Origin of the sequence: Trinickia sp., assembly GCF_051953955.1 — a bacterium.
Classification (GTDB): Bacteria; Pseudomonadota; Gammaproteobacteria; order Burkholderiales; family Burkholderiaceae; genus Trinickia.
Window position 1 is genome coordinate 1 of the sequence record NZ_JBQCIF010000095.1, and the last position, 21,305, is coordinate 21,305.

Below are 21,305 nucleotides of genomic sequence, written 5' to 3' on the forward strand. Positions count from 1 at the left end.
AGCATGGAGTGTCTGTGGCTTCCGGTTGCTATGACGGCCCCAAGGTAACACTAGGATAAACGTGAGTACGGTAACTCGATTCTCTTTGCTCGCCACGGCCTTGCTGCTGACCAGCCTGGCGGCTGCCGCGCAGCAGTCTTCGCTCCGGTTTCATTTGCCGGGTGGGGCTGCAATTGTCTACAGCAACGCGGCAAATCCCCAAGATCCTTTGCCCGAACGGGTCTGGAAAAAGGCTGTTTTCTATTTCCCGAACGGAGCGTTATTCGGTCTGCAGCCAAGAATAGGCGAGTCGGGCGACGGCGGGGGCACGCAAATGGAACCGCCGAGTGACGGCAATATCTCGCCGTCGGGCCAATACGTTGTCGTCGCACGAGACGAACAGGGGACTGTATCGTCGGGGCCAGGGCAGCCGGAGTCAGTGCTGGACAGGGAGTACTGCTCCATGATCGAAATACGTACGGGGTGTATAACCGCTGATCAGACTGGCGAGGTATGCGGAGCAGGCTGGCGAACTGGGTAGCGCGCGCAGTGGGGCACAGACGAACAGACGGACTTGATGCTGAAGAGCGACCGACCATCGGCAAGCCGGCAACTGGGCTTTATAAGTGCAGGTCAGCCTCCGAAGCTAACAATCCGCGACGATTCCGGCGCGGACAATCTCCTACGCTGCGATCCGCCGTCGCCGATCAACCGTGAGATCTATCGGAAGATTGCGACTGCCTTGGACGCGGCCGGCGCGCACAATGATGCTCGACTGATCGCCAGCTCGCTCTCGAAAGCTAACAGCAACTCCGTTGGCACGTCAGTGCCGGCAGCCGTCGAAAACGGGCATAGAACCGCATTCGTATCAGTGCAAAAAGCGACGCTTTATACTGCGCCCGATGATGCGAGCGCGAGTCGGGCCTACCTAGTCCAGAACGATGTTGTGATGGTGTTGAAGCAATCTCCGGTAGGCTGGGCCTATGTGGCTACGTAAAGCTTCCGGCAAACATCTGCTTCGATGGATCAAGGCCGACGAAATAGCGATCAAGCCGTGATCTGATCCAGAACCAGTACTTAGGGTGGCGCGCTCGTCGGTGCATTCCATTGGTGGTTATTAAATTTTTAGAAAGGAACATTCTTCCGGTAGCCCGAGTGCCAATATGCCTGCGAGTGAAATACTTTATAAAATCTTAGTAAGCATAGCGCGGGTTGTTGTCACTCGGATGAACACGCGGACCGCAGTTGTCTCGAATGGGGTGTTCGGTATGGCGTAGTTTCGCGGCGGGAGAAGATCGCCCGCAGATATCGTCGGCGATGCTGAACAGCCGCGTGAGTGACGTAGCGTAAAAAACGCGAACGCGACGAGCGCATGATCTTCCGGAATATGGGATTGCGCGTGAACATGTTTTCATCATACCTTCATGCCATTACAACAACCGAGGGCCATGATGCCAATCCAATGTACATTCACCCTTAACGGCCAGAAGGTTTCCACGCTCACGTGTGCCGGTTTTGGTGGAGTCGCAGCGTTCTCCGGAAATGGTCAGCACGTCGACGATCCAAAAGACACGGCCGTACCGAACAAAGGCCCCGATCCCGAAGGGGCGCTACTACATCATCAAGCGCAAACCCGGCGGCCGCCTTGGGCGTCTACGTGACTTCGGCCTCGATCTATGGTCAAACCGTGATCGTGCAACATGGTTTGCCCTGTACAGTGCCGACGGCAAAATCGACGACTGGACGTTCGTGAACGGTGTGAGGCGCGGCAATTTCTGACTGCACCCCAACGGTAGATGGGGGGTGAGCGACGGCTGCATCGCATTGACGTCTCAGTCGCAGTTCGACCGATTGCGGGACTATCTGCTGGCGCAGCCGACGAAGACGATTCCGGGCACGAGCACGCCTTGCTACGGAACGGTGGACGTTCGATGAAACTGATTCTGCGATTCGTGATTGCGCTCGTGCTGACCGGACCGGTTTTCATCGGACTTTCGCGCATTGATCCGCTTGCGCGATGGGTTGGCAGCGAGGCAGCATGGTCCGCACTAACGCCGCTGTTCCGCCTGTTCGGCGCGGTCGGCACCGAAGGCGAAGAAACCGTGCTGCTCGGCGTGCTGCTCGTGCTGAGCTTCATCGTCGCGGCCGTGCTCGTATGGATTGCCGGCGCTCTGCTGGCGCGGGTTCGATCGAATCGCGCCGCCGTCCATTGACGAGCCTCACGCGCTGCCTTGTCAACCGGTGGCGCGTCATCCAACGTCACCCACTTCGGTGGGGTGTCCAACTCTTCGCCTGCTAAGGCTAAGCAGGGGCTCCGCCATCAAGCCATTGTCAAAACATGACGGGCTTGATCTTCAATCGCTTCGCATTGCGTGCCAGCACGTCATCGAGCGTTGCCATGCCTTTCGCTTTGGCGTCGAGGGCAGCCGCAAGGTGAAGCGCATCGCCCGCGCGCAGACTCGTTGATGCGTCAAGCGTCAGCACGGCGGCGCGGTGAAACGTTGGGGGATCCACCGGTAATAACTCTAAGTCACTGGCACAGAGGCGTTCGAACGCCTGCCATGCGGTCGCCCCCTGCTCGGCAGTGATTTGGTTCGTCCTCTGCTTGATGCCGAGCGCATTGGCAAACTCCGTGACACACCAGGCGGCGGACGCTAATTCGTCGGTACAAGCGGCGTACCATCGCGCGACAGCGGCGCTTTTCGGCTCGTTCACGCAAAACGCCACTAGCACACTCGTGTCGACGTACACCATCAGTACCGTGCCCCGCGCCGCAACTCATCCATGACCGATTCAGTCATCGGCATATCGGCGCGGTTCTTTTCCAGTTCACGGCTGAAGGCTTGACGATCCCATCGGTTCGCCCGAAGGCAGATGCCCCCATCGATGGTCAGGCTCGCTTGCACCTGATCGCCTTCCTTGACGCCAATGCGCCGCACATACTCAGCGGGAAGGCGCAGCGCAAGACTATTGCCCCATTTTGCTACGTGCAGATTCATAGCGGCCTCATTGATCTACGTTAATGTAGATACATTGTGACCTATTCAGCGGGATGCAAGCTTTGTGGGTTGTGCGGCCGCAGGCCAATGGCTCGGCGCGCAAGTCCATGAGCGATCCGGGCTCTGTTATGCAGTCAAACGACAGACCGATCGTTCCCGCCGCGAGTTCAAACCTCGACGACCTTATCCCACACGAACAGTGGATTTTCGAGCCTATGGCGGCGCCGATCGACATAGCCGCGCGGGTTGCAAACGATGCGCGTGCCGTTCACCGCATAATCGAACTGCGTATGCGTATGCCCGTGAATCCAAAGCGCGGCGGGCGGTCCGATGAGGTCGGTCAAATGGCTGATGAAGCCGGCCGAGGCCAGATCGTTTGCGAAGCGGTCGGCCAGACTCGCCCGATGCGGCGCGTGATGGGTCACAACGATCGTCGTGCCGGTAAACGGCTTGGCTAGCTCCTGCGCGAGCCATGCGCGCGCGCGTCGATGGAGCGCAAGCGAGTCGGCCACCGTGAACAGGCGCGGGCGTTCGCTGGCGCCGGCTTCCCCCGCTCCGCCCGACGGCCACGTCACCTGAATCGGCCCGCGAAAATCCAGCATCACCTTTTCGGCGGCGGCAATCGCCGCGGCAACGGTTGCTTCGTCGTCGCCGAACAATCCGAAGTCGGTCCACAGCGTCGTGCCGAGCACGCGCCAGCGACCCTTGGGATCGATCAGCGCATCGTTATTCAAGTAATGGACGTTCTCGACGCTGCCCGCCGCGTCGCGCATCGCGACTTCGAGCGCGCCGAACTCCCCGTCGTAGTACTCGTGATTGCCCGGCACGTAGACGACGGGGATGTCCGCCGCGAACGTCTCCGCGGCCCAGCGAATACCCTCGGCGTGGTTATGAATGTCGCCGGCGAGGACGACGAGATCGGCCTCGGCGTGCGGGATCGCTTCCGGCTCGTCGCACTCCAGATGCAGATCTGACAAGACGCGAATCTTCACGGGACACCTTTTCGGGGCTAGGAACCCAGGCGGGGGCAGGGCGCGCGTTGCGTCGCGTCGCCGCGCGCGGCCCGCCCTCGGTCGCTATGGCTTCAGCGTAGCACTTTGCCCGGGTTCATCATCCCGAGCGGGTCCAACGCTGCTTTGAGCGTGCGCATGAGGCCGATTTCGACGGGCGATTTGTAATGGCTCACTTCGTCCACTTTCAATTGACCAAGGCCATGTTCGGCGCTGAACGTGCCCTGATGACGGTGCACGCTGTCGTAGACGATACGGTTCAAAGGCGCTTGGTATCGCGCGAGGAACGCCGCCGCATCGACGCCTTCGGGCGCCTGCACGTTGTAATGGAGGTTGCCGTCGCCGAGGTGGCCGAACGTGACCATGCGAGCACCGGGGGCTGCTTGCGCGATTGCCGCATCGGTCTCCTCGATGAACGTGCCGATGCTCGAGATCGGAACCGCGATGTCGTGTTTCACGTTCAAGCCTTCTTCCGCTTGCGCGAGCGGAATATGCTCGCGCAAATCCCAGAACGCGCGCGATTGTGCAAGATTCTCGGCCACGACGGCATCGTCGACGAGGCCCGATTCGAGCGCTTCTTCCATCATCTGCTCGAACAGCGTGCGCGCATGGGCTTCGCTTTCGTTGTCGGACAGCTCGAGCAGGACGATCTGCGCGTGCGGCTCGCCGAACGGATAGCGCATGTGCGGGAAATGCTTGCCGACGAGGCGTAGGCAGAAATCGGACATCAATTCGAAGCCCGTCAGCAGCGGACCGGCGTAGCGATGCGCGAGTGCCAGAAAGTCGAGCGCGGCATGCGGCGATGCCAGCGCGGCCAGCGCGGTCACGTTCGCGGCCGGCAACGGATACAGCTTCATGACGGCGGCCGTGATGATGCCGAGCGTGCCTTCCGCCCCGATATAGAGGTCGCGCAGGTCGTAGCCCGTGTTGTCCTTGCGCAGCGCGCGCAGACCGTCCCAGATCTCGCCCTGCGGCGTCACCACTTCGAGGCCCAGGCACAGCTCGCGCGTATTGCCGTAGCGAAGCACGGCAGTGCCGCCGGCGTTCGTCGAAAGGTTGCCGCCGATCGTGCAGCTGCCTTCCGCCGCGAGGCTGAGCGGAAACAAGCGCTGTGCGTCGCGTGCGTGACTTTGCACCTCGGCCAGCACGACACCCGCTTCGACTGTGATCGTGTTGTTGTGTGGATCGAGTGCTCGGATCCGGTTCAAACGGCTAAGACTCACCAAGGCCTGCCTGCCCGTTGCATCGGGCGTGGCGCCGCCCGCGAGCCCCGTGTTGCCGCCCTGCGGCACGAGCGCGACGCGGTGCGCATTGGCCAGCTTCACGATGGCGGCCACTTCCTGCGCCGTCCCCGGCCGCAGGACGGCGCAGGCCGCACCCGTATAGCGGCGGCGCCAATCGGTCAAAAACGGTTCCGTATCGTGCGCTTCGGTCAATACGTGCGCGGCGCCGATCGTGGCGCGGCAGGCGGCGACGAATGCGTTGACGTCGGTCGATGAGGTATCGGTCATGATGATGTCTAGAACTAGCGGGTGGCGCCGGCGTTGCGGCGAGCGATGCGCGACGCCCGCTTGAATGGGGCGACATAGGCCAGGGCGCAGGCGAGAAAGAGCGTGGCCAGGGCGGCTTCGATCCAGCCGAGCCGTGCGGACATCCCGTGGTCGGTCATGCCGCGCACGATCCCCTCGGCCATGTAGAGCAGCACGAGCATCGATGCCCACTGCAGCGTATAGAGGCTGCGCCGCCGGACGCCGGGCAGCGCGCAGGCGAGCGGCAACGCCTTGAGTACGAACGCCGAGCCGCCCGGGCGCAGCGGCGCGAGCCACCACTCCCACGCCACGGCAAGGACGATCAGGGCCGCGAGCGCGAGTGTCGCGCCGAGCGCGCACCGGCCACGTGCGGCGATCGGCGCCGCTGCCGAGGGCTGGGCCGCGCGGCCGGGCGCCGTCATGGCCGGCCGGCCAGAAGCGATGCCGTGCGCGCCAGCCGGGCCCCTAGCGCGACGGCGAGCGTTTTCTCGTCGGCGGAGAGCGCCGATTCGCGCGCGCCAGCGCCCGAGACGTGCGAGGCACCATACGGCGTGCCGCCGGTTTGCGTCGTCGCCAGCGTGCTCTCGGTGTACGGGAGCCCGACCATCAGCATGCCGTGATGCAAAAGCGGCAGCATCATCGAGAGCAAGGTCGACTCCTGGCCGCCATGCATGCTGCTCGTCGACGTAAACACGCAAGCCGGCTTGCCGGCCAAAGCGCCGCTCATCCATTGCGGTGTCGTGCCGTCGAGAAAGTATTTGAGCGATGCTGCCATGTTGCCGAAGCGTGTTGGCGAACCGAGCGCCAGCCCCGCGCATTCTTCGAGATCGCGCAACTCCGCATAGGGCGGCCCATCAGGCGGAATGGCCGGCTCGGTCGCTTCGCTCACGGGCGATACCGCGGGCACCGTGCGCACGCGCGCCTGCATGCCGGGCACGCTATCCACTCCTCGAGCGATGGCCAACGCCAGATCGCGCGTTGCACCGTGCCGGCTGTAATAGAGTACGAGTATGTCTTTCATAAAGCCTGGGTCGTGAGCGGCTTATTATAGGGGTACACTGCCGCCCCTGCGGCGGCACGCCGCGATTCGAGCCGGGCCGGCTCGGCCATCGAACGCAAAAAAGGAGAACGATTCTTGCGGACGCTCAGCTCCGAACTGGATACGCTCAAACGTCTGGCGCGCTTCGCCGCGAAGCGCAGCCGCGAAGACCGCATCGCTCAAGTGGCGGCCAGCCTGACGTTTACGACGATGCTCGCGATCGTTCCGCTCGCGACCGTCGCGTTCGCGCTGTTCACGGCGTTCCCGATCTTTGCGCAATTCCAAGCGTCCTTGCAGACGTTTCTCGCGCAGCATTTGATGCCGGATCAAATCAACAGTCAGATCTTCAAGTATCTGAACCTGTTTGCATCGAAGGCGAAAGGATTGACGACGGCGGGCATGATCGTGCTGTTCGTCACGTCGGTGATGACGATGATGACCGTCGAATCGTCTTTCAACGTCATCTGGCGCGTCGCCAAACCGCGGCCACTTGCTCAGCGGGTACTCGTCTATTGGGCGATCGTGACGCTCGGCCCGCTACTCATCGGCGTGAGCCTATCGATCTCGTCGTACCTGTTCGGCTCGAGCCTCGTGGCGAACGGACATGTGCCGTCGTTGCTCGAATGGGTGCTCACGGGCACGGCATTGCCGCTGACCGCGCTCGCGTTCACGCTGCTATACGTGTATCTGCCCAATTGTGCGGTTCAATGGCGCGATGCCGTTGCCGGAGGGGTGCTGGCCGCCGTTGCGTTCGAGCTTGCCAAGCGCGGTTTCGGCTTCTATGTGCGTCGCATGCCCACCTACGCCGCTGTCTATGGCGCATTCGCGCTCGTGCCGCTGTTCTTGGTCTGGGTGTATCTGTGCTGGTTCATCACGCTCGCGGGGGCCACGTTCGTTTCGGCGCTGCCGGCCATCCGCGCGGGCGAGTTCCATCGGCGACGCTATGCCGGCAGCGACCTGCTCGATGCGCTCGAGCTGCTCGTGCGCTTGGACGAGGCGCGCGAAGCCGGCCGGCCCGGCCTCACGCCGATGGAGCTCGCGCGCATGGTTCGCTGCGACATCGATACCGTTACGCGGCTATTGGGCAAGCTGGCTCGGCGCGAGTGGATCACGCGCCTCGCCGACGACAACGCGCTGCGCTACGTGTTGATCGCGAACCCCGCTCAGCTCACGGTGGGGCGGCTATTCGATCTGTTCGTGATCGACCGGCCGGAGCTCGAGTATCAATTGCGGCTCGATTCGACGCGTGTCGACACCGCGATGCTGCTTGATGCACTGCACAATCCAAAGCTCGACTTGAGCATCGCCACGCTCGTGGCGGCCCGCAACGCGCGCGGCGTCTCGGGCCAACCGGGGCAGCCGGCACGCGCGCCCTGGCCGCATCAGCCAGCGTAGGCGCGCGCCGCTAGAGCGCGATCTTGCCGACGCAGATGTCTTTGAACATCACCCAGTCGCCCATCAAGCTGTAGAGCGGATGGCGGAACGTGGCGGGGCGGTTCTTTTCGAAGAAGAAGTGGCCTATCCAGGCGAAGCCGTAGCCGCAGACGACGGCCGCCGGCAGCCAGAACCAGCCGCCCGTGGCCACGGCCATCGCCACGCAGCCGATCACGCCGAGCGAGCCGACGAAGTGCAGGCGGCGGCAGACTATGTTTCGATGCTCGCCGAGATAGAACGGGTAGAACTCGGCGAAGCTCGCGAACTGGGCCGTATGAGTGCCGTGAGTCATCGCATCCCTCCGTTTCGTGCCGTGCGGCGCCCCTCGCAACGAGACATCGAACGGCGGCGGCCGCATGCGGACCGCCGGTGCCGCTCTCTTGCCCGCCGGGGCGCCTGCGTTGACGAAAACCATTGTCCGGCGATCGCCGCGAAGGTGCAACTCGGCCGTTCGGCCTAGTGGCGCAGCCGCCTCGGCCCGCGTATCGTCAAGCCCGTTGCATGGCCGTGGCCGACTGCGCAAACGCGTACAGCGCCTCCAACGTGCCGTCGGGCTGCTCGCTCATCAGCGCGTGCCCGGCGTCGAGCGTGACGACGTCCACCGGCGTTCCGGCGCTTTTGAGCGTATCGACGAGCGCGCGCGTCGCGCGTGCCGGCGTCATCATGTCCTTCGCACCGAGCACGAGCCGTATGGGGCAGCGCACCTGGGCGGCGCGTTCGAGGCCCTGCGCATAGCCGTTGCAGGCGGCGAAGTCCGTGTGGAACAGGTTCGGTTCACCGCGCGCCGAAACGCGTTCCATCAGGCGCTGATTGACGCCATGCAGCCAGAAGCCCGGGGCCGGGCACGACGGCTTGGCGGCGATGGTGGAGTGCGACCAGCGGTTGACGAGATCGATCGCCTCGGGCTCGCGATGGAGCGCGGCATCGAGCAATGCGTCCGAGACGGTCATGGGCGCGGCCGTGGCCACGAGCGCGGCACCCCAGGCGCGATTCGGGTACCGGGCCGCGAAGTCGAGCGCCACGAGCGAGCCCATGCTGTGCCCGATGACGAGCGCGCTGGGCGCACCGGCCGCGTCCAGCAGATCGGCGAGCCAATCCGCCATCGCCTCGATCGACGTTTTTGCCGGCCCCTCGCTGCGGCAGTGACCGGGAAGGTCGACGGCGAGCACGTTGAAGCCGTGGTGCGCGAAGTAGCGGCTCTGTAGTGCCCACACGCTATGGTCGTGCTGGGCGCCGTGCAGGAAGACGGCCATAGGCAGTGCCGGGTCGAAGCGCTTGCCGCCGGTGTAGGCATAGGCGGTCTTGCCTTGGACGGTCAGGTTCATGCGCGCTCCTCCTTCGACGACGCACCGGAGCTTGATGCGGGTTTCGCCGTGTTCTTGCTTGCAGCTTTCAGCGCGCGCTTGAGGTCGTCGATCAGATCGTCGGGATCTTCCAAGCCGATCGACAGCCGGATCGTGCCCTCGGTGATGCCGGCCGCGGCGAGCGCGGCGGCGTCCATTCGAAAATGCGTCGTCGACGCCGGGTGGATGACGAGCGAGCGGGCATCGCCGACATTGGCGAGGTGGGAGAACAGCGTCAACGCTTCGATGAAGCGCCGGCCGGCCGTGCGATCGCCGCGCAAATTGAAGCTGACCACCGCCCCGGCGCCGCGCGGCAGCAGGCGCTTGGCCAGCGCGTAGTCCGGATGCGATTCGAGCTCGGGGTAGGCCACCGATTCCACGGCCGGCTGTGCGGCGAGGAAGTTCACGACCTTGCGCGTATTCGCGACGTGCCGCTCCATCCGCAGCGGCAGCGTTTCTATGCCCTGCAGCAACTGCCAAGCGGCTTGGGGATGCAGGCAGGCCCCGAAATCGCGCAGGCCCTCGCGGCGGGCGCGCAGCAAGAACGGGGCGACGGTGCTTTCCTCGGCGAAGACCATGCCGTGAAAGCCGTCGTAGGGTTCCGTGAATTCCGGAAACCGGCCCGACGCGGCGAAATCGAACGTGCCGCCGTCGACGAGCACGCCGCCGATCGTCGTGCCGTGACCGCCGAGAAATTTGGTTGCCGAGTGATAGACGAAATCGGCACCGTGCTCGAACGGCTTGACGAGGAACGGCGTCGTGAACGTCGAATCGACGAGCAGCGGGGTCGCATGCTCGTGAGCGATGCCGGCGAGGGTCTCGATGTCGAGCACGTCCAAATTGGGATTGCCGAGCGTCTCGCCCAGGAAGAGGCGCGTATTGGGGCGTACCGCGGCGCGCCAGGCGTCGAGATCGCCCGGCTTCACGAACGTCGTTTCGATCCCGAAACGGCGCAGCGTGTAGTGCAGCAAATTGTGAGAGCCGCCGTACAACGCGCTCGAGGCGACGATGTGCGAGCCGGCGCCCATCAGCGTGACGATGGCAAGATGCAGCGCGGCTTGGCCGCTGGCGGTGCCGATCGCGCCGACGCCGTTCTCGAGCGCCGCGACGCGTTCTTCGAACACGGCGACGGTCGGATTGGACAGCCGCGAATAGACATGCCCCGCGCGCTCCATGTTGAACAGGGCGGCGGCGTGGTCCGCGTCGCGAAAAACGAAGGCCGTGCTTTGATAAATGGGCGTGGCGCGCGCGCCCGTCGCGGGATCGGGGGCCGCACCGGCATGCAGCGCGAGCGTATCGAAGCGGTTGGCGGACATGGCATCGGCCGGCCGGTGCCGGCAAAGGTTGCGGTGGCGGCCATCGTAACATCGCCGTGCCGGGCCGGATGGGAGCGCTAGTGCGCGCCCGCGGTCCCATCCAAGGGGCGCCTCGCTTTCCTTTTGCAGGCCTTTCCGCTAGGATCGACCGATCCACTCAAGCATCACCGGGAGAATGAGCATGAGAGTCAGCGACATCCTGAAGGTCAAGGGCAACACCTTGTTTACGGTCACGCCCGATACCGCGCTGCACGATGCGGTGAACACGATGGCCGAGCACGACATCGGCTCGCTCGTCGTCATGGAATTCGGCGATCTCGTCGGCATGCTCACGTTCCGCGAGATCATCCTCACGCTGAAGAAGAACGGCGGCAGCGTCGGTGGCACCACGATCCGAAAGGTCATGGACGATCATCCGATCACCTGTACTCCCGAAACGGATGTCAACGAGGTGCGCCGCATGATGCTCGAGCATCACGTCCGCTATTTGCCGGTCATCGAAAACCGCACGCTGATGGGCGTCATCTCGTTCTACGACGTGGCCAAGGCCGTCGTCGAGGAGCAAGGCTTCGAGAACCGGATGCTGAAGGCGTACATCCGCGATTGGCCCGAGGAAGGACAGGCGAGGGATACGCGCTGACCGCATGAGCGACCAACCGTTGCCCGCCGCCTCGCTGCGGCGCCGCGCGCCGCGCGACAATCACTCGCAGTTCTCGCTCTTTCGCGAGCGGCGATTCGCCCCCTTCTTCTGGACGCAGTTTCTCGGCGCGCTGAACGATAACGTTTTCAAGGTGGGCTTCAGCTCGCTCGTCACGTACCAGACTGCCCGTTTTTCGGGCGTCGATGCGAAGACGGCGGCCTTTCTGATCTCGGCGATCTTCATTTTGCCGTTCGTGCTGCTGTCGGCCACCTCGGGGCAGATCGCCGATAAATACGACAAAGCCACGCTCACGCGCTTCGTCAAGACGTTCGAGATCGTCGTGATGCTGATCGGCGGGGCCGGATTCGTCACCCACCATGCGCCGCTCCTGTACCTCTGCACGCTCCTCATGGGCGTCCATTCGACGCTGTTCGGCCCCGTCAAATACGCGTATTTGCCCCAGCATTTGGACGATCGCGAACTCGTCGGCGGCAACGGGCTCGTCGAAATGGGCACGTTCGTGGCGATTCTGATCGGGACGATCATCGGTGGCGCCGCCGCGGCGTCTCCGGCGCACGGTGCGTGGCTTTTGGCCGGTACGTGCTTCGTCGTGGCATTGGCCGGGCGTGCAACATCGAGCCGCGTACCCGTCTCGCCTGCTTCGCAGCCAGAACTGCGCATCAATTGGAACCCGATCACGGAGACGTGGCGCAACCTGGCGCTCGCGCGCACGAATCGCACCGTCTTCTTGAGCTTGCTCGGCATTTCCTGGCTCTGGTTCGTCGGTGCCACGTTCCTGACGTCGTTCTTCAGCTATGCGAAGGACGTCCTGTCGGCCAATCCGGACGTCGTCACCGTGTTGCTGGCTACGTTCTCGCTCGGGATCGGGACCGGATCGCTGCTGTGCGAGCGGCTCTCGAAGCGGCGCGTCGAAATCGGGCTCGTGCCGCTGGGCTCGATCGGCATCAGCGTATTCGCGCTCGATCTGTACTGGGCCAGCCACGGCGTCGCGCCGGCGGGGCGGCTCATCGGCGTTGCCGAATTTCTCGGGCACGCGCGGCATTGGCGGATTCTCGCCGATCTATTCCTGCTGGCGATGTTCGGCGGCTTCTACAGCGTGCCGCTCTACGCCCTGATCCAGAGCCGCTGCCAGAGCACGCATCGCGCGCGCATCATCGCCGCGAACAACATCCTCAACGCGTTCTTCATGATCGTCTCGGCGGTGATGGCGATCGGCCTAACGTCGCTCGGCGTCAGCATCCCCGGAATCTTCGCGGTCACCGCGCTACTCAACGTGCTCGTCGCCGCGTATATCTACTCGCTCGTGCCGGAGTTCCTGTTGCGTTTCGTCGCATGGATGCTCGTGCATACGTTCTATCGGATTCGGCTCGTGCACGCCGAGCGCATCCCCGAGCAAGGCGCGGCCGTGCTCGTCTGCAATCATGTGAGTTATGTCGATGCGGTCGTGATCATGGCGGAGAGCTCACGGCCGATCCGGTTCGTCATGGACCACCGGATTTTCCGCACACCGTTCGCGGGCTGGCTGTTCCGTCATGCGAAGGCCATCCCGATCGCCCCGGCGCACGAGGATCCCGCGATGCTGGCCAAGGCCTACGATGCTTGCGCCGAGGCTTTGGCCGAGGGCGAGCTCGTCTGCATCTTTCCCGAGGGCAAGCTCACCCGCGACGGCGAATTGAATACGTTCCGCCACGGCGTGACGCAAATCTTGCAGCGTGCGCCGGTGCCCGTCATCCCGATGGCATTGCGCGGCCTCTGGGGCAGCGTGTTTTCGCGCCATGCCGATGCGCGCGTGCCTCGTCCGCTGAACAAGGGCGTCATGAGCCGCCTGACGCTGGCCGTGGCCGAACCGCTCCCGCCGAGCGCGGCGACGCCCGAGGCGCTGCAGGCGATCGTAGCCGAGTTGCGCGGGGCGCGGCGCTAGGGCTGGGCCGGTGGGTGGGGCGGTCGTGGCGCCGCCCATCGTGGGCACAAGGGCGTTCCGAGCCCGGGGCAAGGCATAATATCGTTTTGCTCATTATCTTTGAGGCCACGTCCATGTCCGGCAACACTCTCGGCACGCTATTCACCGTCACGACGTTCGGCGAATCGCACGGGCCGGCCATCGGCTGTGTGATCGACGGATGCCCGCCGGCAATGGCGCTTTCAGAAGCCGATATTCAAGCGGAACTCGATCGCCGCAAGCCCGGCACGTCGCGTCACGTCACGCAGCGCCAGGAAGAGGACAAGGTGGAAATCCTTTCGGGCGTGTTCGAGGGCGTGACCACGGGTGCGCCGATCGCGCTGCTGATTCGCAATACCGATCAGCGCAGCAAGGATTACGGCAACATCGCCCAAACGTTCCGTCCCGGGCATGCCGACTACACCTATTGGCAGAAGTACGGCGTGCGCGATTATCGCGGCGGCGGCCGGTCGTCCGCACGGCTCACCGCGCCGACGGTCGCCGCCGGCGCCGTCGCCAAGAAGTGGCTGCGCGAGCAGTTCGGCGTCGAAGTGCGCGGCTATATGAGCGCGCTCGGCGAAATCGACATTCCGTTCGTCGATTGGTCGTACGTTCGCGAAAACCCGTTCTTCGCTCCGAATGCACAGATCGTGCCGCAGTTGGAGGCCTACATGGACGCGCTGCGCAAGGACGGCGATTCGATCGGCGCGCGCATCAACGCCGTGGCCACCGGTGTGCCGGCCGGCTGGGGCGAGCCTTTGTTCGACCGGCTCGATGCGGACATTGCGCACGCCATGATGGGGATCAACGCCGTGAAGGGCGTCGAGATCGGCGCTGGCTTCGCGAGCGTCGCGCAGCGCGGATCGGTTCATGGCGACGAACTGACGCCCGAAGGTTTCGTCGGCAACCACGCGGGCGGCGTGCTCGGCGGGATTTCGACGGGGCAGGACATCACCGTTTCGATCGCGATCAAGCCGACTTCGAGTATCCGCACACCGCGCCGTTCGATCGACAAGGAAGGCAACCCGGCGGTCGTCGAGACGTTCGGGCGTCACGACCCATGCGTCGGTATTCGCGCGACGCCGATCGCCGAGGCGATGCTGGCCCTCGTGCTGATCGATCATGCGTTGCGCCACCGCGCGCAATGCGGCGATGTGAGCGTGACAACGCCGAAAATCGCGGCCAGCGCACCCTCATCCTGACGGGCGAGCGCAATGGCAAAGGGCCGCGATGGACGCGGCCCTTCAACGCAGCGCTTTCAGCGCTTTCGTCACATGTTGGCGTAATTCGGCCCGCCGCCGCCTTCCGGCGTGACCCAAACGATGTTCTGCGTCGGGTCCTTGATGTCGCACGTCTTGCAATGCACGCAGTTCTGCGCATTGATGACGAGCCGATCGCTGCCGTCGTCGCTCTTGACGAACTCGTACACGGCCGCCGGACAGTACCGCCCCTCGGGCCCCGCATAGGTTCGTAGATTGACGTTCACGGGCACCGACGCATCCTTGAGCGTCAGATGCGCGGGCTGATTTTCTTCGTGGTTCGTATTCGAGAGAAATACGGACGAGAGCCTATCGAACGTGAGCTTGCCGTCCGGCTTCGGATAGGCGATCGGCGTGCATTGCGCGGCCGGCTTCAGCATCTCGTGATCGCGGTGCTGATGATGCAGCGTCCACGGCACGTTGCCGCCGAGCAGCTTCTGCTCGATGCCCACCATGAGCGTGCCCAAGTACAAGCCCTTGCTCATCCACTGCTTGAAGTTGCGAGCACGGTGCAACTCGCCGTGCAGCCACGATTGCTTGAACGATTCCGGGTAGGCCGTCAGTTCATCGTTTTGACGGCCGGCCTGCACGGCATCGAACGCGGCCTGCGCCGCGAGCATGCCGCTCTTGATGGCCGCATGGCTGCCCTTGATGCGCGAGGCGTTCAAAAAGCCCGCATCGTCGCCCACGAGCGCGCCGCCCGGGAACACGAGCTTGGGTAGCGACAACAGCCCACCGGCCGTGATCGCCCGCGCGCCGTAGGAAATGCGCTTGCCGCCTTCTAGGAACTTGCGGATTTCGGGGTGCGTCTTGTAGCGCTGGAATTCCTCGAACGGCGAGAGGTACGGATTCGTATAGCCGAGGCCCACCACGAAGCCGACCATCACCTGGTTGTTGTCGATGTGATAGAGGAACGAGCCCCCGTAGGTTTGCGTATCGAGCGGCCAGCCAGCCGTATGGATGACGAGCCCCGGCTGATGCTTGGCCGGATCGATTTCCCACAGTTCCTTGATGCCGATGCCGTAGACCTGCGGGTCGGCATCGTGGTCGAGCTTGAATTTTTCGTTGAGCTTGCGGCCCAGATGCCCGCGCGCGCCTTCACAAAACAGCGTGTACTTCGCGTGCAACTCCATGCCGAGTTGGAAGTTTTCCGTAGGCTCGCCGTCCTTGCCGATCCCCATGTTGCCCGTGGCGACGCCCTTTACCGAGCCGTCGTCGCCGTAGAGCACCTCCGCCGCGGCGAAGCCGGGGAAGATTTCCACGCCGAGCGCTTCGGCTTGCTGACCGAGCCAGCGCGTGACGTTGGCCAGGCTGATCACGTAGTTGCCGTGATTCTTGAAGTTCTCGGGCAGCGCCCAATTCGGCGTTTTGACGGCGCTTTTTTCGGTGAGGAACAGGAAGCGGTCTTCGGTCACTTCCACGTTCAACGGTGCGCCTTTCTCTTTCCAATCGGGAATGAGCTCGCCAATGGCCCGCGGGTCCATCACCGCCCCCGAAAGGATATGCGCGCCGACCTCCGAACCCTTCTCGAGCACGCACACGCCGAGCTCGACACCCTTCTCCTGCGCGAGCTGCTTGAGCCGAATGGCCGCGGACAGGCCGGCGGGACCGCCGCCGACGATCACGACGTCGTATTCCATCGACTCGCGAGGGCCGTACTGCTCGATCAGACTTTCGGGGGTCATTGAGGCTCCTTAGCCATTAGAATGCTTTTTTTCGGGTTCGTATTGTCAGCGAACGATAGGGACGCTGCAACCGTAAGGGATAAGATTAGCACGATCGTTCTATTTATCTGCTAGAGTGGCGGCTCGGCAAGCGGCGGCCGTTTTGTTGCTGGATGTCCCGCGTTCATCGCGCATCGCACAACTTCATCGATTAAAAGGAATGAAAATGGGCCGTTCGATCAACCTGGAAGGCAAGGTGGCGCTGATTACGGGCGCGTCAAGCGGGCTCGGCAAGCGTTTCGCGCTGGTGCTGTCGCAGGCGGGCGCGAAGGTGGTGCTGGCCAGCCGCCGCGTGGAGCGCCTCAAGGAGTTGCGCGCCGAGATCGAGGCGTCGGGCGGGGCTGCGCACGTGGTCTCGCTCGACGTCACCGATTATCAGAGCATCAAGGCAGCGGTCGCGCATGCGGAAACGGAAGCGGGCACGATCGACATCCTCGTGAACAACTCGGGCGTATCGACGACGCAAAAGCTCACGGAAGTCACGCCGGCCGACTACGAATACGTGTTCGACACCAACACGCGGGGCGCCTTCTTCGTCGCTCAGGAAGTGGCGAAGCGGATGATCATGCGCTCCGGCGGTGCGGCCCAGAAGCCGGCCTACCGCATCATCAACATCGCGTCCGTGGCCGGGCTGCGCGTGCTGCCGCAGATCGGCTTGTATTCGATGAGCAAGGCGGCCCTCGTTCACATGACGCGCGCCATGGCGCTCGAATGGGGACGGCACGGCATCAACGTCAACGCCATCGCACCGGGCTATATCGACACGGAGATCAACCATCACCATTGGTCGACCGACCAAGGGCAGAAGCTGATGGCGATGCTGCCGCGGCACCGCGTGGGGCAGCCTCAGGACCTCGACGGGTTGCTGCTGCTGCTGGCCGCCGACGAGTCGCAATTCATCAACGGCGCCGTGATCGCGGCCGACGATGGGTTCGGCCTTGCCTGATCGACGGCGGGCTTGGCCCGTGCCGTGCGAACGGCCGTTGCGGTAAATTTTCGAGTCGTTAAGCGTATGAGTTCAGAAGTGGAAGAAGCCGAAGTGACGGAAGCAACCGAAGTGACCGAAGCAAGCGAAGTGACGATCAACGATTACAAGCCCGCATTCGAAATGTCGATGCCGATCCGGTGGGGCGACATGGATGCGTTCGGCCACGTCAACAACACCGTCTACTTCCGCTACATGGAGCAGGTGCGGATCAGCTGGTTCGAGTCGATCGGCATCGTGGGCGGCGCCGAGCAAGGGCAAGGGCCCGTCATCGTGAATGCCTCGATGGAGTTTCTGCGGCAGTTGCATTACCCGGGCGACGTCATCGGCACGATGTCGGTGGGAAAGCCTGGCCGCAGCAGCTTCGATACGGGATTCGAGTTGCGCCGCGCCGACGATCCGGGCACGCTCTATGCGCGCGGGACCGCACGCTGCGTCTGGATCGACTACGCGGCGGGCCGCTCGGTCCCGCTGCCGGAACGGCTGCGAGCGCTGCTCGAGCATCCGCACCTCGTGAGCGGACGCTGAGCGCACTGAGCACGCGACACGCTTCGATATCAGGAAATCAAGGGATCGGCGAATCGGTGTCAGTGGCCGAGCAGCCGTTGCATGAGCTCGGTTGCGTTGCCGGTGCCGTATTTGCGCATGAGCCGCGCGCGATAGATGTCGACCGTGCGCGAACTGATGTCGAGCGCGCGCCCGATTTGCTTGCTCGTTTTGCCGGTGACGAGCTGCGCGGCGACTTCACGTTCGCGTGGCGTCAATTCGACGGCCACGCGGCGCGTGGCGCTCAAATCCTCGAACGTCCACACGCCCGCGGCCAGCGGCGCCTGCCGCTCGAGCGCTCGGCCGGTCACATGGCACCAAAAGAGTTCGCCGTCGGCGCGTTTCATGATCCGGTCGTCGGCGTAGCTGCCTTGCGCCGTCATGATCGGCCCGATCCGTTCGCCGATACGGACGAACTCGTCCGCGGACGGGTACAGCACCTCGAACGAGCGGCCGATGAGCGCCGAGCGTTCGCAGCGGAAGATGGCGGCAACGGCGTCGTTGCAATCCTCGATGACGCGGTCGCGCGAAAGCACGAGGCCGATCGGCGCGAGATGGAAGGCGGTCTGGTAATCGATCTTGGGCATGGTTCGCGGCAAGCGGCTCGCTTGCACGGGGCTTTCGCTTATGTATTTTTGCGTATTGTGCCGCATGCGGCGGCCATCGTACCCTTTGCGACATCAAACCGAGTGTGGCGGCGCGCCTCGTCGATAAATGAACGGGTGCGCGCTCGACGACTAAAATGACCATCGATTGCGTTCGATGTCGACATTGCACTCGTGCCGATCCGGTTTTCGGATTTCCATCATGGAAGGGACACACAGATGAACAAAGTCTATCCAAGCGCATCCGCCGCGCTCGAAGGCGTCGTCAAGGACGGCCAGACGTTCGCCGTCGGCGGCTTCGGCTTGTGCGGCATTCCCGAGGCGTTGATCGCGGCGCTGCGCGACTCCGGCGTCACGGGCATCACCTGTATCAGCAACAACGCCGGCGTCGATGGCTTCGGCCTCGGGGTGCTGCTCCAAACGCGCCAGGTCAAGAAGATGATCTCGTCGTACGTGGGGGAGAACAAGGAATTCGAGCGCCAGTTCCTGTCGGGCGAACTCGAGCTCGAATTCACGCCGCAGGGCACGCTCGCCGAAAAACTGCGCGCGGGCGGCGCCGGCATTCCGGCGTTCTTCACGGCCACGGGCTTCGGCACGGTCATCGCCGAAGGCAAGGAAACGCGCCAGTTCGGCGAAAACCATTACGTGCTCGAGCATTCGCTGACGGCCGACGTCGCGCTCGTCAAGGCGTGGAAGGCCGATAAGGCAGGCAACCTCATCTATCGCCGCACGGCGCGCAACTTCAACCCGATGTGCGCGATGGCGGGGCGGGTCACGGTGGCCGAAGTCGAGGAGATCGTCGAGGTGGGCGAGCTCGATCCGGACGCGGTCCATACGCCGGGCATCTTCGTGCAGCGCATCGTGCTCAATGCGCATCCGGAAAAACGCATCGAACAACGCGTCGTGCGCGCGAAAGGAGACTGACATGGCTTGGACTCGTGAAGAGATGGCCGCGCGCGCGGCAAAGGAACTGCAAGACGGCTTCTACGTGAACCTGGGCATCGGCCTGCCTACGCTCGTGGCGAACTACGTGCCGCCCGGCATCGACGTCTGGCTGCAATCGGAGAACGGCTTGCTCGGCATCGGTCCCTCGCCGACGGAAGAAGAGCTCGATGCGGACTTGATCAATGCGGGCAAGCAGACGATCACCACTCTGCCTGGCTCGTCGATCTTTTCGTCAGCCGATTCGTTCGCGATGATTCGCGGCGGCCACATCAATCTGGCGATCCTCGGGGCGATGCAGATCAGCAAGAACGGCGATCTTGCGAACTGGATGATCCCGGGCAAGATGATCAAGGGCATGGGCGGCGCGATGGATCTCGTGGCGGGCGTGAAGCGCGTCGTCGTGTTGATGGAGCACGTGGCCAAGGGTGATCAGCACAAGATCCTCGAAAGCTGCACGCTGCCGCTGACGGGCGTGGGCGTCGTCGATCGGATCATCACGGATCTGGGCGTCATCGACGTCACCGATGCGGGCCTTGAGCTCATTGAGCTGGCCCCGGGCGTGACCGTCGACGAAATCAAGGCCAAGACCGGCGCGCCGCTCGATACGAGCGCGGTGCACTGAGGTGAGCGCCCCGGCAGAAGCGAAGCGGCCGCGCGAGCGCGAGGTGATCTGCGCCAACCCGACGGGCCTGCATCGCATGGCCTATCGGGAGTGGGGCGATCCGGGCAACCCGCGCGTGCTCGTCTGCGTGCACGGGCTCACGCGGTCGGGGCGTGATTTCGACCGAGCGGCCGCGGCCCTGAGCGACGTCTATCGCGTCGTTTGCCCGGACGTGGTCGGGCGCGGGCGCTCGGACCGGCTGCCCGATCCGAACCGCTACGTGCTGCCGCAGTACGTCGCGGACATGGTGACGCTGATTGCGCGGCTGGACGTGCCGACCGTGGACTGGTTCGGCACGTCGATGGGCGGGCTCATCGGCATGGCGCTGGCGGGCTTGCCCGGCTCGCCCGTGCGCAAGCTGCTCATGAACGACATCGGCCCGCACATCGAGCCCGATGCCCTCGAGCGCATCGGCAGCTATGTCGGCCAGAGCATGCGGTTCGCGACGCTCGACGAAGGCATCGCCTATGCGGCTTCGCTGGCTTCGACGTTCGGGCCGCTGACGGCTGACGAGTGGCGGGAAATCAATACGCCGCTGATTCGGCAGCGCGCGGACGGCGCGTGGGAATTCGGCTACGACCCGGCGATCGCCGTCCCGTTCAGGGCGGTCACACCCGAGGCCGGCGCGGCCGCCGAGGCTGCGCTCTGGCGACTGTTTGCGGCCATCGAAGGGCCCGTTCTCGTCGTGCGGGGGGAGCAGTCGGATTTGCTCTCGCGCGAGACGGTATCCAAAATGATCGATTGCGGCCGCTCGGTTCAATCGGTGGAGATCCCCGGCGTCGGCCACGCGCCGGCTTTCTTGGACCCCGCACAGATCGCCGTCGCACGCCAATTCTTCGTCTAAGGCGCGGGCGAGTCATAATAACGGTTTGCGGCGCCGCGAACGCGGCGCCCGATCGTCAAGATCGTCCACTCTCCTACCGAACAGGGACACTGAAATGGCTGTCATTCGTCATCACGTCGGCAAGCGCCTCTCGGAAATCGCGATCCACAACGGCACCGTGTATTTGGCCGGACAGATCGCCGAAGACACGGCGCAGGACATCGGTGGGCAAACGCGCGAGGTGCTCGGCCATATCGACCGCCTCCTCGCCGAAGCGAACAGCGACAAGTCACTGCTGTTGTCGGTGCAGATCTACATCTCGGACATGATCCATTTCGGCGGCATGAACGCCGTATGGGACGAATGGGTTCCCGCGGGGAACACGCCGCCGCGCGCGACCGTCGAGGCGAAGCTCGCGAACCCTGATTGCCTCGTCGAAATCGTCGTCGTCGCGGCACAGCGCAGCTGAGCGACCGCGCTGCGCCTTCGTTGCCGCGGTAAGGAATAG

At 63.9% G+C, this 21,305-nt stretch carries 23 protein-coding genes and 1 pseudogene; 13 read left to right on the forward strand and 11 right to left on the reverse strand.

Going from position 1 to position 21,305, the window contains the following annotated elements; genetic code table 11:
- Window positions 1-556 precede the first annotated feature (556 nt).
- The 3 genes and pseudogenes from ACTHNZ_RS18370 to ACTHNZ_RS18380 all read left to right on the forward strand — a co-directional run bounded on the left by ACTHNZ_RS18370 (window position 557) and on the right by ACTHNZ_RS18380 (window position 2,192).
- Complete coding sequence (locus tag ACTHNZ_RS18370; protein ID WP_440543984.1) at window positions 557-976, forward strand: hypothetical protein; 420 nt, start codon at window positions 557-559, stop codon at window positions 974-976.
- A 454-nt stretch (window positions 977-1,430) separates the two neighbouring features.
- Window positions 1,431-1,914 (forward strand): annotated as a pseudogene (locus ACTHNZ_RS18375) (DUF2778 domain-containing protein).
- Window positions 1,911-2,192 carry a hypothetical protein gene (locus ACTHNZ_RS18380; protein WP_440543985.1) on the forward strand — a complete coding sequence of 94 codons (282 nt, stop codon included), beginning with the start codon at window positions 1,911-1,913 and terminating at the stop codon, window positions 2,190-2,192. Before ACTHNZ_RS18375 ends, ACTHNZ_RS18380 begins: the two are co-directional and overlap by 4 nt.
- 118 nt (window positions 2,193-2,310) lie before the next feature.
- Here the strand turns inward: ACTHNZ_RS18380 and ACTHNZ_RS18385 are convergent, their stop codons facing one another.
- The 6 genes from ACTHNZ_RS18385 to wrbA form a co-directional block, all read right to left on the reverse strand.
- Complete coding sequence (locus tag ACTHNZ_RS18385) at window positions 2,311-2,733, reverse strand: type II toxin-antitoxin system VapC family toxin (protein WP_440543986.1); 423 nt, start codon at window positions 2,731-2,733, stop codon at window positions 2,311-2,313.
- Window positions 2,733-2,978: an AbrB/MazE/SpoVT family DNA-binding domain-containing protein gene (locus ACTHNZ_RS18390; protein ID WP_440543987.1), complete on the reverse strand. Its 246-nt coding sequence runs from the start codon at window positions 2,976-2,978 to the stop codon at window positions 2,733-2,735. Before ACTHNZ_RS18390 ends, ACTHNZ_RS18385 begins: the two co-directional genes overlap by 1 nt.
- Window positions 2,979-3,145: 167 nt before the next feature.
- Entirely contained in the window at window positions 3,146-3,970 is an 825-nt protein-coding gene (locus ACTHNZ_RS18395; RefSeq protein WP_440543988.1) for a metallophosphoesterase, read from the reverse strand.
- Window positions 3,971-4,062: 92 nt separating this feature from the next.
- Window positions 4,063-5,499: an FAD-binding oxidoreductase gene (locus tag ACTHNZ_RS18400; protein ID WP_440543989.1), complete on the reverse strand. Its 1,437-nt coding sequence runs from the start codon at window positions 5,497-5,499 to the stop codon at window positions 4,063-4,065.
- A 14-nt stretch (window positions 5,500-5,513) separates the two neighbouring features.
- Window positions 5,514-5,939, reverse strand: a complete 426-nt coding sequence (locus ACTHNZ_RS18405; protein WP_440543990.1) for a DUF2069 domain-containing protein — start codon at window positions 5,937-5,939, stop codon at window positions 5,514-5,516.
- On the reverse strand, window positions 5,936-6,538 hold the full coding sequence (gene wrbA, locus ACTHNZ_RS18410; protein WP_440543991.1) for an NAD(P)H:quinone oxidoreductase: 603 nt from the start codon (window positions 6,536-6,538) through the stop codon (window positions 5,936-5,938). Before wrbA ends, ACTHNZ_RS18405 begins: the two co-directional genes overlap by 4 nt.
- Before the next feature lie 114 nt (window positions 6,539-6,652).
- Between wrbA and ACTHNZ_RS18415 the strand changes: the two genes are divergently transcribed.
- Entirely contained in the window at window positions 6,653-7,951 is a 1,299-nt protein-coding gene (locus ACTHNZ_RS18415) for a YihY family inner membrane protein (protein WP_440543992.1), read from the forward strand.
- A 10-nt stretch (window positions 7,952-7,961) separates the two neighbouring features.
- Here ACTHNZ_RS18415 and ACTHNZ_RS18420 read toward each other — a convergent pair whose 3' ends face one another.
- The 3 genes from ACTHNZ_RS18420 to ACTHNZ_RS18430 all read right to left on the reverse strand — a co-directional run bounded on the left by ACTHNZ_RS18420 (window position 7,962) and on the right by ACTHNZ_RS18430 (window position 10,649).
- A complete protein-coding gene (locus ACTHNZ_RS18420) occupies window positions 7,962-8,282 on the reverse strand; it encodes an Mpo1-like protein (RefSeq protein ID WP_440543993.1) in 321 nt (106 codons plus the stop codon).
- Window positions 8,283-8,478: 196 nt separating this feature from the next.
- A complete protein-coding gene (locus ACTHNZ_RS18425) occupies window positions 8,479-9,315 on the reverse strand; it encodes an alpha/beta fold hydrolase (RefSeq protein ID WP_440543994.1) in 837 nt (278 codons plus the stop codon).
- On the reverse strand, window positions 9,312-10,649 hold the full coding sequence (locus ACTHNZ_RS18430) for an O-acetylhomoserine aminocarboxypropyltransferase (RefSeq protein ID WP_440543995.1): 1,338 nt from the start codon (window positions 10,647-10,649) through the stop codon (window positions 9,312-9,314). The genes ACTHNZ_RS18425 and ACTHNZ_RS18430 overlap by 4 nt, the downstream gene beginning before the upstream one ends.
- Window positions 10,650-10,830: 181 nt before the next feature.
- Here ACTHNZ_RS18430 and ACTHNZ_RS18435 point away from each other — a divergent pair, with 181 nt between their 5' ends.
- From ACTHNZ_RS18435 to aroC, 3 genes are all read left to right on the forward strand, one after another.
- A complete protein-coding gene (locus ACTHNZ_RS18435) occupies window positions 10,831-11,289 on the forward strand; it encodes a CBS domain-containing protein (protein WP_440543996.1) in 459 nt (152 codons plus the stop codon).
- A 4-nt stretch (window positions 11,290-11,293) separates the two neighbouring features.
- A complete protein-coding gene (locus ACTHNZ_RS18440; RefSeq protein ID WP_440543997.1) occupies window positions 11,294-13,231 on the forward strand; it encodes an MFS transporter in 1,938 nt (645 codons plus the stop codon).
- 113 nt (window positions 13,232-13,344) lie between these two features.
- Window positions 13,345-14,451, forward strand: coding sequence for a chorismate synthase (aroC, locus tag ACTHNZ_RS18445; protein ID WP_440543998.1), 1,107 nt, complete (start codon window positions 13,345-13,347; stop codon window positions 14,449-14,451).
- A gap of 68 nt (window positions 14,452-14,519) precedes the next feature.
- Here the strand turns inward: aroC and ACTHNZ_RS18450 are convergent, their stop codons facing one another.
- Window positions 14,520-16,193 carry an electron transfer flavoprotein-ubiquinone oxidoreductase gene (locus ACTHNZ_RS18450; protein WP_440543999.1) on the reverse strand — a complete coding sequence of 558 codons (1,674 nt, stop codon included), beginning with the start codon at window positions 16,191-16,193 and terminating at the stop codon, window positions 14,520-14,522.
- A gap of 205 nt (window positions 16,194-16,398) precedes the next feature.
- On the opposite strand from ACTHNZ_RS18450, the gene ACTHNZ_RS18455 reads away from it, so the two are divergent.
- Window positions 16,399-17,178, forward strand: a complete 780-nt coding sequence (locus ACTHNZ_RS18455) for an SDR family oxidoreductase (protein ID WP_440544000.1) — start codon at window positions 16,399-16,401, stop codon at window positions 17,176-17,178.
- A 162-nt stretch (window positions 17,179-17,340) separates the two neighbouring features.
- Complete coding sequence (locus ACTHNZ_RS18460) at window positions 17,341-17,745, forward strand: acyl-CoA thioesterase (RefSeq protein ID WP_440544039.1); 405 nt, start codon at window positions 17,341-17,343, stop codon at window positions 17,743-17,745.
- Window positions 17,746-17,804: 59 nt separating this feature from the next.
- Here the strand turns inward: ACTHNZ_RS18460 and ACTHNZ_RS18465 are convergent, their stop codons facing one another.
- A complete protein-coding gene (locus ACTHNZ_RS18465; RefSeq protein WP_440544001.1) occupies window positions 17,805-18,350 on the reverse strand; it encodes a LuxR C-terminal-related transcriptional regulator in 546 nt (181 codons plus the stop codon).
- Window positions 18,351-18,587: 237 nt separating this feature from the next.
- Between ACTHNZ_RS18465 and ACTHNZ_RS18470 the strand changes: the two genes are divergently transcribed.
- The 4 genes from ACTHNZ_RS18470 (at window position 18,588) to ACTHNZ_RS18485 (ending at window position 21,266) form a co-directional block, all read left to right on the forward strand.
- Entirely contained in the window at window positions 18,588-19,292 is a 705-nt protein-coding gene (locus tag ACTHNZ_RS18470) for a CoA transferase subunit A (RefSeq protein ID WP_440544002.1), read from the forward strand.
- Window position 19,293: 1 nt separating this feature from the next.
- The gene (locus ACTHNZ_RS18475; RefSeq protein ID WP_440544003.1) at window positions 19,294-19,935 is read left to right on the forward strand and encodes a CoA transferase subunit B; all 642 of its coding nucleotides are present in this window, start codon (window positions 19,294-19,296) and stop codon (window positions 19,933-19,935) included.
- Window positions 19,916-20,818 carry an alpha/beta fold hydrolase gene (locus tag ACTHNZ_RS18480; protein WP_440544040.1) on the forward strand — a complete coding sequence of 301 codons (903 nt, stop codon included), beginning with the start codon at window positions 19,916-19,918 and terminating at the stop codon, window positions 20,816-20,818. The genes ACTHNZ_RS18475 and ACTHNZ_RS18480 overlap by 20 nt, the downstream gene beginning before the upstream one ends.
- A gap of 94 nt (window positions 20,819-20,912) precedes the next feature.
- Window positions 20,913-21,266, forward strand: a complete 354-nt coding sequence (locus ACTHNZ_RS18485; RefSeq protein WP_440544004.1) for a RidA family protein — start codon at window positions 20,913-20,915, stop codon at window positions 21,264-21,266.
- The last annotated feature ends 39 nt before the right edge of the window (window positions 21,267-21,305 follow it).

Coding starts and splice junctions, on each gene's coding strand:
- ACTHNZ_RS18450 (WP_440543999.1), bottom strand. CDS start 16,193: ATGACCCCCGAAAGTCTGATCGAGCAGTACGGCCCTCGCGAGTCGATG.
- ACTHNZ_RS18455 (WP_440544000.1), top strand. CDS start 16,399: ATGGGCCGTTCGATCAACCTGGAAGGCAAGGTGGCGCTGATTACGGGC.
- ACTHNZ_RS18405 (WP_440543990.1), bottom strand. CDS start 5,939: ATGACGGCGCCCGGCCGCGCGGCCCAGCCCTCGGCAGCGGCGCCGATC.
- ACTHNZ_RS18460 (WP_440544039.1), top strand. CDS start 17,341: ATGTCGATGCCGATCCGGTGGGGCGACATGGATGCGTTCGGCCACGTC.
- ACTHNZ_RS18440 (WP_440543997.1), top strand. CDS start 11,294: ATGAGCGACCAACCGTTGCCCGCCGCCTCGCTGCGGCGCCGCGCGCCG.
- ACTHNZ_RS18420 (WP_440543993.1), bottom strand. CDS start 8,282: ATGACTCACGGCACTCATACGGCCCAGTTCGCGAGCTTCGCCGAGTTC.
- ACTHNZ_RS18465 (WP_440544001.1), bottom strand. CDS start 18,350: ATGCCCAAGATCGATTACCAGACCGCCTTCCATCTCGCGCCGATCGGC.
- ACTHNZ_RS18425 (WP_440543994.1), bottom strand. CDS start 9,315: ATGAACCTGACCGTCCAAGGCAAGACCGCCTATGCCTACACCGGCGGC.
- wrbA (WP_440543991.1), bottom strand. CDS start 6,538: ATGAAAGACATACTCGTACTCTATTACAGCCGGCACGGTGCAACGCGC.
- ACTHNZ_RS18370 (WP_440543984.1), top strand. CDS start 557: ATGCTGAAGAGCGACCGACCATCGGCAAGCCGGCAACTGGGCTTTATA.
- ACTHNZ_RS18430 (WP_440543995.1), bottom strand. CDS start 10,649: ATGTCCGCCAACCGCTTCGATACGCTCGCGCTGCATGCCGGTGCGGCC.
- ACTHNZ_RS18485 (WP_440544004.1), top strand. CDS start 20,913: ATGGCTGTCATTCGTCATCACGTCGGCAAGCGCCTCTCGGAAATCGCG.
- ACTHNZ_RS18475 (WP_440544003.1), top strand. CDS start 19,294: ATGGCTTGGACTCGTGAAGAGATGGCCGCGCGCGCGGCAAAGGAACTG.
- ACTHNZ_RS18390 (WP_440543987.1), bottom strand. CDS start 2,978: ATGAATCTGCACGTAGCAAAATGGGGCAATAGTCTTGCGCTGCGCCTT.
- ACTHNZ_RS18380 (WP_440543985.1), top strand. CDS start 1,911: ATGAAACTGATTCTGCGATTCGTGATTGCGCTCGTGCTGACCGGACCG.
- aroC (WP_440543998.1), top strand. CDS start 13,345: ATGTCCGGCAACACTCTCGGCACGCTATTCACCGTCACGACGTTCGGC.
- ACTHNZ_RS18435 (WP_440543996.1), top strand. CDS start 10,831: ATGAGAGTCAGCGACATCCTGAAGGTCAAGGGCAACACCTTGTTTACG.
- ACTHNZ_RS18400 (WP_440543989.1), bottom strand. CDS start 5,499: ATGACCGATACCTCATCGACCGACGTCAACGCATTCGTCGCCGCCTGC.
- ACTHNZ_RS18385 (WP_440543986.1), bottom strand. CDS start 2,733: ATGGTGTACGTCGACACGAGTGTGCTAGTGGCGTTTTGCGTGAACGAG.
- ACTHNZ_RS18470 (WP_440544002.1), top strand. CDS start 18,588: ATGAACAAAGTCTATCCAAGCGCATCCGCCGCGCTCGAAGGCGTCGTC.